This window comes from Actinacidiphila glaucinigra (assembly GCF_035918135.1).
Lineage (GTDB): Bacteria > Actinomycetota > Actinomycetes > Streptomycetales > Streptomycetaceae > Actinacidiphila > Actinacidiphila glaucinigra.
Map to the genome: position 1 here is coordinate 8977987 of NZ_CP109144.1, position 13318 is coordinate 8991304.

Consider the following 13318-nt stretch of genomic DNA (forward strand, 5'->3'; position numbering starts at 1 on the left):
CCGCGGGGAGCAGATCCCGCAGAAGGCACCCGTGCGCCTGCCGGTCCGGCATCCCCTCACCGCGGTACCTGCCGACCCTCTGAGGCCACTGGCTGTTGCCCGCGGGGTGTTACGCCCATTCCATGCCGAGCTCGGCGAGGGCGGTCCGCTGCTCCTCGGTGAGTTTGTCGCGGCGGGTCTTGTGGTTGCTGAGGAACACGCCCAGGCGCACGGCTACCTCCGGCGCCGGTCCTCCGTCCGTGGCCTGGATCGTGATCGGTTCTGTGTGGGCTCTGGGGACGCGGCGGTGGCCTTCGCGGGCGATGAACTGGGCGAGGGCTTGCAGGCCGCGCTGGAAGGCCTGCTCCGCCTTGGTCGAGGGCTTCTTGGCGCTCTGGGCGCTTGGGGGAGGCGTGAGCTGCTTCGCGGGTGTCAGGCCCAGCGCAGTGAGCCGCCGTTGTTGTTCTTCGGTCAGCTGGGTCCAGTTGCGTGTTTGTCGTGCGATCCAGGCCCCGAGGTCGTCGCCCTCGTACATGACGCCGGGCTGGAGGTCGGCGATGGTGCCGTCGGGCTCGGTCTGGGCGAGGCCGCGGAGGATGGCGTGGTGGCGTTGCCAGTCCAGTGGCCAGGGGCAGTTCCAGTCGGGGTCGATCGAGGCGAGTTGTGCTGCGCGGGTTGTGGCGCGCTCGGGGTCTGTACCGAGGCCGCTTTTGCGGCGGAGGTTGGCCAGGTGTTGCCCGATGGGTACGGGACGGGTCTCACCGCCGGGGCCGTCGCTCCATACCGCGTCTTGCCGCGGGGCCAGGTGTCCGTGGGCGCGGCGGAACGCGCGGAACGTTGCGAGTTTGGTCTCCCAAGCCTGGTCGCCGGGTTCCCAGACCATGCCGGCGTCGGGCTCGTCGAGGAGCTTTCTGCGGCGTTCTTCGAGTTCCCCGGCCCGGTGAGCGCGTCGTTGTTGGTGGATCCAGCGTCCGAGGGGGAACCGGGCTACCCCGAGCTTGACCTCGGTGTCGTAGGGCACGGCATACACGCCGGTGATGCCGTTCTCGGCTCGCCACCTGCGCAGCGCTTGGTAGCCCTCCAGCCACACGAGGGATTCGGGCCGGTACACCCTTGTGCGGAGGAACGCGGCGACGGTGGCAGGGTCGCGGGGGCTGGAGAAGTGCACCAGTGCCGACTCCACCGCACCCTCCTCGTTCTGCGACTGGCTCCTGCGGTCGCCCTCGCGGTTTGCTGTGCCGCCGTCTGCGCCGATGATCCGTCCGTCGGCGTCGCGCTCGACGTGGAGGGTGCGCTGTCCGCTGCTGAGGGCGCGGTTGGCGAGTTGCTCCACGAGGTGTTCGTCGTGGCTGCGGAGTCCTTGGAGGACGGCGACCAGGGGCCGGTACGAGGCGGAGGCGATCATGTTGTCCGGGTCCTCACCCGGTTCCAGGAAGACGGGCACGATGATGCGTGCGGTCTTGGCCGTGCCGTCGGGGTTGGGCCGTAGGGCGCGGCCGATGTTCTGGACGATTTCGACTTGGGAGCCGCGGGTGTCGGCGAAGCAGACGGCTTCGACACCGCGTTCGCCGGTGATGTCGACGCCTTCGCCGAGGACCCGCACGCTGGCGAGGAACGCCCGGTGCACCCCGCGCCCGTGAGCGTCGACGCCGTTCGCGAACTGGTGCAGGGTCTCGCGCCGCTCCGAGACGAGGTGGTCGCCGCACAGCCACTGGGCCCACACGCGGTCGGGCGGGAGGTGCCGGTGGGGGGTGAGCTCGTAGGCCTGGGCGCCGATGGACGAGGCCGGCAGGGCCTGGGCTTCGGCCCGGGCGTGTTCGGTCACCTCGCTCGCATACAGCTCGGCTGCGGTCTCGGGCAGCTTCGCCGTGAACGCGGCGGCCTCCTCGACGCGCTGGTGGAACGTCATCACGGTGCGCAGGTTGAATTTCGCGGCGTGTTCGAGGAGGGCGGTCTGCAGGAGCGCGAGGCGTCGGCCCCGCACTGCCTCCTCCGAAGCTCCGACGGTGAGGTCGGGGTCCTGGATTTCCAGGACGTCGATCTCGAAGCCGGCGAGGATGCCCCGCTCGACGGCCTCCGACAGCCCGAGCTCGTAGATCCACTGGCCGTAGGTGCCGGCCGGATCATCGCTCATGGAGGCGATCTCGAGCTCGCGCCCGTCCTTGCCGGCCGGAGGCCGTGGCGCGGCCAGGATCCGCGGGGTGGCGGTCATGTATAGCCGGTGGGAGACCGGGATGCGGGCGTTGTCGTGGATGGCGGCCCATGCCCGCCCCAGGTCCCCGGCGGTGCCGTGCGCCTCGTCCACGACCGCGAGGTCGAAGCCGCGCATCCGCTGCCCGTACAGGCGGTCCCCGCCGGCGAGAGCGGCCTCCAGCGGCCCTCGTACCCGTCCCAGTCCGGTGATGTCCTCGGGGTCGTCGCGGTCCACCAGCGACGCGTACGTGGCCAGCACGACCACCGGACCGGCCCCCGCCCACAGCGCCAGCTGAATCGGGTTCGTCGTGGTGCGGACCCCGAGCCGCTCGAGGACCTCGTCGCCTTGCAGCGAGCACACGCCGACCATCGGCCCGCGATGCCCGACCGTGCGCCACGCCTGCGCGGTCTGCACGAGCAGGTCGAGGGTGGGCACCATCACCAGGATCCGGCCGTCGCGGAACAGGTCCAGCGCGGCTGTGGCGGCAGTGATGGTCTTCCCGGAGCCGGTGGCGGACACCAGGGTCGCGCGTGCGCCCTTGGCGGGTACAGCCGACCTTGCGGGAAAGCCCGCCCATGTCCGGATCCGCGCAGTCGCGTCGACCTGGTGCTCTCGAAGCCGCACTCCCGGCACGCCCGCTCCTTCTTCCGCCACGGCGCCTCACCCGCTGCCGTCCTGCCCGGTTCGCCTCCGCCGGGCCTGATGGAACGGGCGGCGGGCACAGCGCCCAATGCGCCACACGGTACCGGCCCCGCCCTGCCCCGCGGTCGGCAGCGGGCCTAAGCGGCCTGTCCCACCGCGGGCCCCCGGCCCGGCTGATCAGGGTCTGTCAACCGGTGCGGGTGCGGAGACTCCGTGCCAGGGTGGGGATCATCACGGCCGCAGGGACGAGGTGCAGCCCGAGGAGGGCGATGGTGGTGGCCGTGTCTGCCCCGGAGAGGAGGGGCGGGACCAGCGAGACCGCGGTCAGCGACACGGCCGTCCAAACGAATCGCTCGGCGGGGCGAGCGCTCCAACGCAGAAGAGCGACGGCGATGACGACGCCGACGACCGAGAAGAAGCCGGTCACCACGGCGAACCCGGTCAACGGGATCGTCTCGCCACCGTCTGGGACCTCGAAGTCGACGCCGACGGCCCGGGCAAGCGCAGCGGCGAGGGTGGTGGCCACCATCGCTGCGAGCGCGGCGACGAAGCCGGTGCCGGAGAGCCTGCGGAGTCGGTGGGTGTGGCTGGCCCGGCCCGATGCCGGGCCTGCGGCGACCCCGGTGTCATTCATGTCGTTCATGTCGTTCCTCCACCATTCGGCAACCGGCGTACGAGGTGTGTTGACCGGCATGTGACGGTCGTGGCCTTGGGGGTGACGATGCGCACCCTCGCCGTGCGACGGCCGGGGTTGCGCAGGGCGCGGACGCCGGTGCCGCGAAGCCAGAACCCGGCGTCGCGTCCGAGGACGGGCCCGGGCTCGCCGTCGCGCAGCTCCAGCTGCACCCGACCGCGAGTGACGACGACGAACGCGTCGCACCATTCCGCCGCGACCACCGCGACCACCGCGACACGAGCGCCACCGCGCAGCGAGAGCGTCCACACCGGGACTACTCCCTGCCGTCCGCCGCCAGGCGCTCCAGCAGCCCGAGCCGCGGGAACCGGTCGGCGTGGAAGATGACGATCTCGGTGATCACCCCGCCGGTGACGCGCAGGACGTCGAGCGTCAACGGCAGGTAGGCGCCCTCGCGCTCGTTCCAGAGGTAGAAGGCGACGGCGGGCTGCCGGTTCACCGATGTGGGGACGCCGCGCAGTCCCTGCATGCCCTCGAAGCCGTCCTCGACCCAGCCGGTCACCACCGCGTCGCGGCCCAGGGACAGGCCTGGCGTGGGCGGCATCGAGCAGCGGACGTCGTCACGGAGCATGTCGGCGAGCCGGCCGACGTCCGTGGCCACGCTGGCGTCGGTGAAGCGACGTACCAGCTCGCGCGTCCCGGAATCCTCGGCACCGCCGCTCCAGTCCTGCCGCTCGACGGGCAGGTGCTCCCGCATGCCGGCGCGGGCCCGCTGCAGCGCGCTGTTGACGGAGTTGACGGAGTCGCCGAGGAGCTCCGCGACGTCCTTCGCCGGCCAGCCGAGCACGTCGCGCAGGATGAGTACGGCGCGGGGGCGCGGCGCGAGGTGCTGGACGGCGACGAGGTACGCCAGCTCGATCGTCTCCCGCGCGACGGCGACGCTCTCCGGCTCGTCCGCGTCGGCCGCGGGCAACTCGTCGAGCAGCCGGTCCGGGTAGGGCTGCAACCACAGCACCTCACCGCCGGTCGCCGGCTCCGGGCGGCGCTTGGCGAGCAGGTCCCAGCAGGCGTTGGTGGCGATCCGGTACAGCCACGCGCGGAACGTCGACCGCCCCTCGAAGGTCTCCCGCCGCCGCCAGGCACGCAGGAACGTCTCCTGCACGGTGTCCTCGGCGTCCTCGAACGACCCGAGCATCCGATAGCAGTGCACGTGCAGCTCCCGCCGGTGCCGCTCCGCCAGTCCCGAGAACGCCGGCTCGTCGACCGCTCCAAGACCGCTCTCGCCCAGCCCTTTCGGCCGTGTGTCCGCACTCATCACGTCATCCTTCCGTCTCGTCGCGTCCCGTCGTAGGTGTGACGGGTGCGGGCGCGATAAGTCATCACCAGGGCCGGTCGGCATGGCTGAGCGCTTTCGTCCTCGGAAGGACGGGATGCCGTCCTCGGCGAGCGGGCCACTGCTGCCATGACGGGGGCCTTCGCGAAGCACACCGGCGGGACCTGCCCGGGCCCGGAGGGCCAGGAGCCGGGGGGTCTCCGTATCCAGGGCCTGACCGGCCGCCGCCCCCTGTACGCCGACGCCGCCGTTCACGTCCACTCTGAGGGCCGCCGCGTCGTGGCGAAGCCGCGTCGCAGGCCTGCTCCCCGCATCAGAATAAAAGTATGAACACGGTGTATGGTTTCTCCTGTGATGCCTCGGCCGAGGCGGTGGGAGACCTCACCGGCCAGGCAAGGAACCAATTCTTTTGAAGGCAGGGCACAGCCATGACGCTGACAACCACGTCGTTCGGGATGCGGGCCACCGCCGCTGAGGTACTCGATGGAGTCGATCTCAGCGGGCGCCGGATGATCGTGACCGGAGGGTCGTCCGGTCTCGGTGTCGAGACGGTGCGCGCGCTGGCCGGTGCGGGAGCGCAGGTCACGATCGCCACGCGGAATCCCGCGGACGCCGAGCCGCTGGTCAAGGAGTTGCCGGGCACGCGGGCCGTCGCACTCGATCTCGCCGACCTGGCTTCCGTCCGTGCCTTCTGCGACGACTGGAGTGGGCCGCTTGACGGCCTCATCGCCAACGCCGGCGTGATGATGCTCCCGACTCATCAGGTCAACGCGCAGGGCTGGGAGATGCAGCTCGCCATCAACTACCTCGGCCACTTCGCCCTGGCGGTCGGCCTGCACACCGCGCTGCAGGCGGCCGAGAAGTCGCGCGTGGTCGTGGTCAGCTCCGGTGCCCAGCTGCGGGCGGGGTTCGACTTCGACGACCCCCAGTTCGAGCGACGCCCCTACGACCCGTTCGTCGCCTACGCGCAGTCGAAGACCGCGGACGTGTTGCTCGCCGTCGGGATCAGCCGTCGGTGGGCCGAACACGGCATCACCGCCAACGCCTGCGCGCCGGGAGTGATTCACACCAACCTGGCTCGCCACATGGACCGGGCGACCATGCAGGCTTTCGGTGCCATGGACGCGGACGGCAACCTGGTCACCCCCGACCACTTCAAGACCCCGGCCCAGGGAGCTGCCACCACGGTGCTGCTGGCCGCCTCGCCGCTCGTCGACGACGTGACAGGGCGGTACTTCGAGGACAATCAGGAATCGCAGGTCGTCGATGGGGGTCCTGATGTGATGGCGGGTGTCGCGAAGTGGTCGGTGGACCCCGCCGCCGCGGACCGGCTGTGGGACCACGCCCTTCCCGTGGTGCGCTGACCCGGAAACCCCGGTGCACAATGGGGGGCCGACCCGGCGGCCGCACGAAGCCGCCGGCAGGTCCCCCATCGGGCACGTGGCCGCTTCCCCCTCGGGGGGTGGGGCGAGCCGCGCCGGAGGATCACTGCCACCCCATAGCGGACCTCCTTCGCCGAGCCCGGGTCGATTCGAGGCACGACACACACCGGAGGACGCCTGATGCGACCCGTGACCCGACGCCAGGCCGACAGCTACGCCGCGCGTTCGGCCGCGACCCGGGCTCAGGTGACGTCCACCCTGGAGCGGCTGCTCGGTTCCGGCACGGCCTTCTCCGACATCAGCGTCCAGAAACTCCTGGAGGAGGCGGGCGTGTCGCGGGCCACGTTCTACGCGCACTTCCAGAGCAAGTCGGACGTCCTGGTGGGGCTCACCGAAGGTCTGCGGGAGTCGCTGCTGACGCTGGCCCGGCAGTGGGACCCTGCCGGCGGCGAGGACGGGGCCGACCGCTTCGCCCGGTTCTTCGAGGAAGTCATCAGGATCCACCGCGCCCATCAGGGCGTGATCACCGCTCTCCGGGAGGCGGCCTCCTACGACTCCGCGGTGAGCGACTTCTACACCGCCAACCTCGAAGGCTTCGAGGAGACGACGCTGCGCACCGTGCTGTCCGAGCAGGCCGCCGGCACGACGACGGAGGACCTGGACGCCGTTTCCGCGAGCCGGATCATCGTCTGGGGCGGCGCCCAGGCGATCGCGCACCACATTCAGGTCGACGACGGCAGTCGTGACGCCGCCTTCGCCCGCGAACTCGCCCGGATCTGGTGGTACGGCGCCTACCGTCGCCCCGCCCGAGCCGAACAGGGCCCGAGGCCCGACTGAATCTCGGGAGCTGTTTTCCTACCGCAGGTGGTAGGTGCGTTTGCACTGGTCAGGCGGGAATCGGTGCTTCGGTGGGAGGGATGGCATGTCGTGTCGTCTCCCGGGGGCAGGTGCCGAATGCCGTCGGCGATGGTCTGCAGGGGGCTCGGCGGGCCGCTGGGTGCCCCGCTCCCGCGGTGTCCGGGGCCGTGTACGGAGTGCGATGAGGCCGCTCGACGCCGCCGAGCCCGGTCTCCAGGAGGCGCCGGAGGGCTTGGCCCGAGTCCGGGCCGTGCTGCCCGGGTAGCTGGGCGCCCGCGCCCACACTGTCCTTGACCAGCCAGTACGCCCTTCTCCACACCATTGCTGTACGCCTTGCTGTACGCTCGGGGCATGTCGAAGCCAGTCACGATCCGGGTCCCCGAGGAACTTCACGCGCTGCTGCAGCAGCGTGCCGAGTCCGAGGGCACCACGGTGACCGCCCTCATCACCGAGGCCGCACGCAACGCGGTCCGCGACCCCCGCTTGGAGAGCGCAGCCGACGTCTTCCGGGCCTTCGTCGCCGACCAGGCCGACGCCTTCGACGCGGCCTTCCCCGACGACGCCCCGGCCCGCCTGGACGCCTCCCGGGTGGCGTGAGTGGACCTGTACATCGACATCCGCTGGCTCCTGGAACGCCAAGCCGAGGTCCTGCCCAAGCAGCCCTCCGTGCACGACTTCTCAGGCCTCGTGGCCGCCGTCGCCCGCCACCGCGTCAACACCCCGCAGATCGGCGCCACCGTCGACAACGCCTGGCGCGCCGCAGCCCTGATGCACGCCATCATCCGACTGCGCCCGCTGCCGGCCCGCAACGCCCTGTACGGCGCAGCCCTCGCCACGGCCTACATGGACGCTGTGGGTGAGGGAATCGACCCGCCCTACGGTGCCTTGATCGACCTCGCCCGCGACATCGACACCGGCCGGGCCGACGGATACGACACCGCCGACCGCATCCGCTCCTGGCGAATCTGACCCGCACCGTCCGGTCGACCCGGAAGCTGCCGCGCGACGGGCCTGGAGGTGGAGTTGGCTCGACATCGGCATCGACATGGACTACGTCGACGTCGAGCTGTGGGGGAGAGGTGGGTTCTCCCAGGCAGTCGCCTGCTTCTGGGTCTCCTTGTCCGTACCGGCCCGGCTGGGTCGGGGCCTTCGGTTGTCGTGCGGTGCGTGATGACCTCGAAGACCCCAGCGGTTACGCGAAGCCGTCCTCAGGTCAGTGGCCGAAGGGGTGGCTCGCCCCGTTCTCGTGCCGGACCGGCTGAGTACGATCATCTACGCCGGTCTGAGTACGCGAGCGGTTGTCCGCCGCGGGCGGGGCCGGAAGGGTGGACGCATGCGTCGACTACTGCTGCTCGCCCCGCTGTTGCTGTTCACCGCCGGCTGCGGGGTGGTGCAGTCCTCCCAGGACGAGGCGACGGACGCGGCACGCGAGGTGGCCAGGAAGGTGGGAGAGCGGCTCTACGGCCAGCGCCCGCGCACGGGGGAGGAGGTCGGCCGCTCCGCGTCCGGTATGGACGGGGTGGAGGTACTACGGGTGATCGGTACCTCCACACACGACGGGGATGGCGTCGACGTGGTCGTCCGCACATCCGGTTCCGCGTACAACGGATGGCTCGACGCCGAGGAGGTCACCGTACGGCGCTGTTTCGCGGTGCGGGTGTCGCCCAAGTCGGAGTGGCGTGAGGATCCCCGTGACGTGGCCTGCCCGGATGGCCCTGCGCTGACCTTCGCCCCGCCACCCGAACCGCCCCGGCTGCCGTACGAGGAACTCCGCGCGAGACTTCCCCGGGTACCGGAGGGCGGCCGGGTGGACGAGGCCGAGGTGCGCCGTACGCTCGCTGCCCTCGACCTGCATCCGGCGATCCGTACCGAGGTGAAGGCGGGCAGCGGCCGGGTCGGCGTCGTCCTGTCGGTAAAGGGCAACGGCTTTGACGCGCAGGACTGCCTCCTTGCCCGCGTGGGCCCAGGCGCCACCGAGGTGTGGGTGCCGCCCCGGATCCAGCGGATGCCCGGAGAGGGCGGCTGTACCGTCGGCAACGCACTGGACCCGAAACCGTCACCGCACTGAATGAGGTGCCTGCCTCGGGCGAATGGCCTGTACCTTATCCGCCGCCTCTGCGATGGCGCCCATCGCCTTTACCGTCCGTCAGAAGGACGAGGTGATGAGTGGAAGTAGCCAGGAACCCGATGGGTGGTCGCCAGGACGCCCGGCCCGGCTGTTGTGCGACGCCCCGGTGGGGGCCGCCCGTCGGCGCCGTTGCGGCCGCCGGGGCTCACCGTAACCCCACAGCGCCGGTGAGCGAGCCCCGGTACGAAGGTTCGCCGGCCGGCCGGCTGCTCACCGTGCGATGTTCGGGCGGTGGTGCGTGGTGGGCGGGGCCCCGAGGGGGGAGGTCGGGGCCCCGCAGTGTGCGCCTGCGGTGATGGTGACGCTGGCGCGCACGGTTCACTGAAGCCGATCCGCGGATTGAGCGAGGGGAGGCGCGGCGTTACGGTGCCGCGCCTCCACTCGAACGGCGGCGGCGTCACCCCTGCCCGGCGCAGGCGTCAAGGAGGCCGGTCCGGCTACGTGGGTCAGCACTGAGAGCAGATGTTCGTGGCTTTCGGGAGCGACCCCAAGGGCAGAGGCACGGGAATGTTGATGAGAAGCAGCAACGCTTCGGCAGCCTGTGTGTCTGAAAGGTCGGGAGGATCACTCCGTGAGGCGGCGCTTCCACCAGGGATCTGTGAGCGGTGAGAACGGATCTGGCAGGGTACCTGTCAAGAAGCGGTCGTCCAGGGGAGCAACCGCTCCGAGAAGTTCACGGCGCGCCTTGCGATTCATGGTCGAGGCCACGCCTTGCAGCAGTGTTCGCGCGTGCATGTCCCGCCAGATGGTGGTTCCCCGCCCGTGGTTGGGACCGTGGTCAGGCCATGAGTGAAGTGCCAGAGCCCATGCCTGGAAGGCGTGGGCGACGTGGCCGGGAGGCAACCGGTACCGACCTTCGAAGTATGCGATCTGATGGTTCGTCGCAGCGGACAAACCAGGGATGACCTGTCGACTTCCGGCGCTCCTGCGACGGGGTTGTTCGGCTCTGATCTCGCCCGGTGACCGGCGAGGCATGGGCACTTCCAGCAGGTGAGACGAGAAACAGATCGACAGTAGGTGGCGTCAGTCCGAAGAGTAAGCGATCACCTGGCTGCTTGCTCTTCGGCTCGGGCGCGGGTGGTGGCGAGGCGGTCGACGATGGCAGCGCAGAGGCGGGGGTCGGTGAAGTCTTGGTCCAGCCGGAGAAGAACCTGTTGGAGGCAATGGCGACGCTGTTCTTCTCCTTGCGTTCAGTGAGGACCTGGAAATGGAGTTCGGCGCCACGGCGGTCGAGCTCCAGGTGGCCGAGGTCGTCGATGCAGAGGAGGTCGAGGCGGCCGTAGTGGGCGACGGTCTTGGTGAGCTGCTTCTCATCGGCGGCCTCGACGAGTTCGTTGACCAGCTTCGGGCTTGGCTGAACACCCGGCACTTCACCGACGTGCCCGCACACGAGGTGCCGATTCCGCTCAGCCCTGGGACTGCGTGAACGCTTCCAAGGTCTCCCTGACCGCGGCGAGTGTCTGGTCCGACGGTTCCCTCAAACAAACGAAGATGCTCACGTCGAAGGGTTCGCCACTGCCACTGCCACTGCCACTGCCACTGCCACTGGCGCGAGCGCGGCCCACGCCGTTCATCTGCGTATCGCCCTTCAAGGCTTGGCAGTGCTTGTTCGGGTGGGACGCTTGATCCATCACCAGCGGCATTGTGTCACTCAGCGCATCCACACCAATGTCCTGAAAAGCCATCAATACCTCCCCTTTGTTCAGTGCCGTGATCGGTGGACAGGCGCCCAGCACCTTGTCCTGGTCGCTGGAACAGGAGTCGTGCGGTGGGGCGTGCAGGAGCTGGGAGGAAACGAAGCTCGCGTTCGCCTCGCGGCTGTTCTCGGATGCGGCCGCTGTCCAGCCCTGTGGGACCTGCAACGTGAGTCCCGACAGGTTCGGCAGGTGCACGGTCGTGAGACCCCGGGTGGCGTTCGTCGCGGGCGATGCCGCGGGTGCTGTTATGTCCTTCTGGCCAGGCTCCGGCTCTATCTGAGCGACCGTGGTGTACGCCACGGCGGCGACCAGGGACGCCGCCGCACCGGCTATCGCGACGCGCCGCCGCATGCGCCGCTGAATTTTTCGCCCGACCTGTGCGAGGTGGTCGGCAGGCGGGACGGTTCCGGGCAAGGCGTCCTTCATGAGGAGGCGCAGCACCTGCTCCGTCTCGTGCAACTGCTCGTCAGAGATGCCGCGCATGTTCCTTAGTCCCATCCACCAGGCTCGGTGCTGCCGCCAGTTCTGCGCGCAGCCTGCCCAGCGCTTTGGCCGTCTGCTGTTTGACGGTCCCGGGCGGGCTGCCCAGCACACGGGCGGTCTCTTCCACACGCAGATCTTCGAAGTAGCGCAGGACGACCACCGCCCGTTGCCGCGGCGGAAGTTTCCGCAGCAAGGTCGACAGTGACAGCTCGAGGTCGACAGAGGGAAAGGGATCGCTGGCCTCTGCCCGGGCGGGCAGTTCATGGTGCGGGATCTCACCGCGCCAGCGCCGCTGCCACCACGACGCGTATGTGTTGACCAATCGTTGCGCCACTGCCGCGCGACGATGCTGCCGGCGTCGGCCGGCGGGAACCGGGTGCCCGTCATCGCCCGGCTCGTGGCCGCTGACGAGGACACCGTGCGTGATCTCACGAGCGTGGCTGCCCGGGCCGGTGGGGCCGGTCAGAGTTGCGCGGTCTGGTGGGCGATGAGGTCGAGTATGTCGTTGATCCGGTTGGCGTGGGTGCGGTGGGTGACGATGCAGATGCGGATGGTTTGGCGGTTGTCGATCAGGGTGCTCGACAGTAGTAGGCGCGGGTCGTTGTTGATGCGCTTCAGGAGCTTGCGGGTGGCTGTGTCGGCTTCTGTGGCTGCGTGGGTGCTGTGGTCGTGGGGGCGGACCCGGAATGTCACTGTGCTGAGGTCGGGGCGGCGGGGGACTTCCAGTGCGGGTATGCGGCTGAGTGCGGTGTGGGTGTGCTCGGCGAGGTCGAGCTTTTCGTCGAGGGCTTGCCGGAAGGCGGAGACGCCGTGCAGGTGGAGGGGTAGCCAGGCGCGCAGTCCGCGGACCTCGTGGGTGAGTTCCGGTCCCATGTGGGCGTAGTTGGGCAGTCCGCCGGATGTGCCGATGTCCTGGAGGTAGTCGCCGGTGCCTTCGTGTGCGGCGTAGAGCTTGGCGGGGTCGCGGACGACGAGGGCGCCGGTGCCGAAGGGCAGGAAGAGGGTCTTGTGCGGGTCGAGTGTCACGGAGTCGGCCCGTTCGGTTCCCTCCAGTTGCCGGCGTCCCCGTTCGGTGAGGCGGAAGAAGCCGCCGTAGGCCGCGTCGACGTGGAACCAGAGGTCTTCCCGCTCGGCGAGATCGGCCAGGGCGGGCAGGGGGTCGACGGTGCCGGTGTCGGTGGTGCCGGCGGACCCGACGATCAGGAAGGGCCGTAGTCCCGCTCTTCGGTCGGCGTCGATCATCGCCGCGGCGGCGCCGGGGTCCATCCGCAGGTCCTGGTCGCAGGGCACGGTGCGGACGTGTCGCGCCTTGAGCCCGGCGAGCCGGGCGGCCTTCGCCACGGAGTGGTGGGTGTATTGCGTGACGTAGAGGGTTCCGCCGTCGAGTTCCTCGCCGAGGTGTTCCTGGCGGGCGGCGACCACCGCGGAGAAGGTGGCCATGGAGCCGCCGGTGGTCAGCAGGCCGGCACTCCCCTGGGGGAGCCCGCACACCTCCTGGGCCATCCAGCGCAGCACGCTCTCCTCCAGGGCCGTCAGCGCCGGGGCGGCGAAGGCGAGGCTGCCGTATCGGTTGATGCCGCGGGCGTAGAACTCGGCGAGCGCGGAGCTGTACAGGCCCCCGCCCGGGACGTAGGCCAGGTATCCGGGACCCGCTGTCTCATAGGCACAGCCGACGGCGCCGTCGAGGCGGTCGAGCAGCTCCTTCAGGTCGCCCGGCTGCTCGGGCGGCGCGGCGAGGAAGGACTCCACGAGATCAGCGGTCACCGCGGCACCGGTGGTGTTGTCGGTGGGGCGGTCCGGGAGACCTTCGATGAAGTCGATGACGCGGTCGAGGACCAGGCCACCCATCTCGGACATGGCGGCACGGTCCGGCTCCAGAAACATTTCGTTCATCTTTCAATAGAAATATGTGGGCTCATCGGCCATGAAGGGGGTACTCAGGTCGGACGGCGTGCAAGTGGCACGGCTCCGCGGTGCGGTGACCGCGA

12 protein-coding genes and 1 pseudogene are annotated in these 13318 nt (G+C 70.0%); 5 read left to right on the top strand and 8 right to left on the bottom strand.

Translation table 11 applies throughout. The annotated features are described in order from the left end of the window. Positions 1–109: 109 nt before the first annotated feature. The 4 genes from OIE69_RS40735 to OIE69_RS40750 all read right to left on the bottom strand — a co-directional run bounded on the left by OIE69_RS40735 (position 110) and on the right by OIE69_RS40750 (position 4764). A complete protein-coding gene (locus OIE69_RS40735; RefSeq protein ID WP_326580459.1) occupies positions 110–2806 on the bottom strand; it encodes a DEAD/DEAH box helicase in 2697 nt (898 codons plus the stop codon). Between the two features lie 196 nt (positions 2807–3002). Beyond that, complete coding sequence (locus tag OIE69_RS40740; protein WP_326580461.1) at positions 3003–3458, bottom strand: DUF6069 family protein; 456 nt, start codon at positions 3456–3458, stop codon at positions 3003–3005. Continuing rightward, positions 3455–3760, bottom strand: a complete 306-nt coding sequence (locus OIE69_RS40745; RefSeq protein WP_326580463.1) for a hypothetical protein — start codon at positions 3758–3760, stop codon at positions 3455–3457. Before OIE69_RS40745 ends, OIE69_RS40740 begins: the two co-directional genes overlap by 4 nt. Positions 3761–3765: 5 nt before the next feature. Continuing rightward, on the bottom strand, positions 3766–4764 hold the full coding sequence (locus tag OIE69_RS40750; protein ID WP_326580465.1) for an RNA polymerase subunit sigma-70: 999 nt from the start codon (positions 4762–4764) through the stop codon (positions 3766–3768). Positions 4765–5210: 446 nt separating this feature from the next. On the opposite strand from OIE69_RS40750, the gene OIE69_RS40755 reads away from it, so the two are divergent. From OIE69_RS40755 to OIE69_RS40775, 5 genes are all read left to right on the top strand, one after another. Further along, positions 5211–6146 carry an SDR family NAD(P)-dependent oxidoreductase gene (locus OIE69_RS40755; protein WP_326580467.1) on the top strand — a complete coding sequence of 312 codons (936 nt, stop codon included), beginning with the start codon at positions 5211–5213 and terminating at the stop codon, positions 6144–6146. 198 nt (positions 6147–6344) lie between these two features. Next, complete coding sequence (locus tag OIE69_RS40760) at positions 6345–7001, top strand: TetR/AcrR family transcriptional regulator (RefSeq protein WP_326580469.1); 657 nt, start codon at positions 6345–6347, stop codon at positions 6999–7001. 372 nt (positions 7002–7373) lie between these two features. Next, positions 7374–7619, top strand: coding sequence for a YlcI/YnfO family protein (locus OIE69_RS40765; protein WP_326580471.1), 246 nt, complete (start codon positions 7374–7376; stop codon positions 7617–7619). Then, positions 7620–7991, top strand: coding sequence for a toxin Doc (locus OIE69_RS40770; RefSeq protein WP_326580473.1), 372 nt, complete (start codon positions 7620–7622; stop codon positions 7989–7991). Between the two features lie 364 nt (positions 7992–8355). Continuing rightward, the gene (locus OIE69_RS40775; protein ID WP_326580475.1) at positions 8356–9090 is read left to right on the top strand and encodes a translation initiation factor IF-2; all 735 of its coding nucleotides are present in this window, start codon (positions 8356–8358) and stop codon (positions 9088–9090) included. A gap of 1103 nt (positions 9091–10193) precedes the next feature. On the opposite strand, the pseudogene OIE69_RS40780 reads toward OIE69_RS40775, so the two are convergent. The 4 genes and pseudogenes from OIE69_RS40780 to OIE69_RS40795 form a co-directional block, all read right to left on the bottom strand. Continuing rightward, positions 10194–10495: pseudogene (locus OIE69_RS40780) on the bottom strand (ATP-binding protein); the annotation flags it as partial. A 61-nt stretch (positions 10496–10556) separates the two neighbouring features. Next, positions 10557–11330, bottom strand: coding sequence for a hypothetical protein (locus OIE69_RS40785; RefSeq protein ID WP_326580477.1), 774 nt, complete (start codon positions 11328–11330; stop codon positions 10557–10559). Continuing rightward, a complete protein-coding gene (locus OIE69_RS40790; protein ID WP_326580479.1) occupies positions 11314–11664 on the bottom strand; it encodes a sigma-70 family RNA polymerase sigma factor in 351 nt (116 codons plus the stop codon). Before OIE69_RS40790 ends, OIE69_RS40785 begins: the two co-directional genes overlap by 17 nt. Before the next feature lie 128 nt (positions 11665–11792). After that, positions 11793–13187: a pyridoxal phosphate-dependent decarboxylase family protein gene (locus OIE69_RS40795; protein WP_326580481.1), complete on the bottom strand. Its 1395-nt coding sequence runs from the start codon at positions 13185–13187 to the stop codon at positions 11793–11795. Positions 13188–13318 lie beyond the last annotated feature (131 nt).

What these genes read in the sequence shown, in the direction of transcription:
- OIE69_RS40755 (WP_326580467.1), top strand. Translation starts at nt 5,211, where the DNA reads ATGACGCTGACAACCACGTCGTTCGGGATGCGGGCCACCGCCGCTGAG.
- OIE69_RS40795 (WP_326580481.1), bottom strand. Translation starts at nt 13,187, where the DNA reads ATGTCCGAGATGGGTGGCCTGGTCCTCGACCGCGTCATCGACTTCATC.
- OIE69_RS40750 (WP_326580465.1), bottom strand. Translation starts at nt 4,764, where the DNA reads ATGAGTGCGGACACACGGCCGAAAGGGCTGGGCGAGAGCGGTCTTGGA.
- OIE69_RS40765 (WP_326580471.1), top strand. Translation starts at nt 7,374, where the DNA reads ATGTCGAAGCCAGTCACGATCCGGGTCCCCGAGGAACTTCACGCGCTG.
- OIE69_RS40740 (WP_326580461.1), bottom strand. Translation starts at nt 3,458, where the DNA reads ATGAACGACATGAATGACACCGGGGTCGCCGCAGGCCCGGCATCGGGC.
- OIE69_RS40775 (WP_326580475.1), top strand. Translation starts at nt 8,356, where the DNA reads ATGCGTCGACTACTGCTGCTCGCCCCGCTGTTGCTGTTCACCGCCGGC.
- OIE69_RS40785 (WP_326580477.1), bottom strand. Translation starts at nt 11,330, where the DNA reads ATGCGCGGCATCTCTGACGAGCAGTTGCACGAGACGGAGCAGGTGCTG.
- OIE69_RS40760 (WP_326580469.1), top strand. Translation starts at nt 6,345, where the DNA reads ATGCGACCCGTGACCCGACGCCAGGCCGACAGCTACGCCGCGCGTTCG.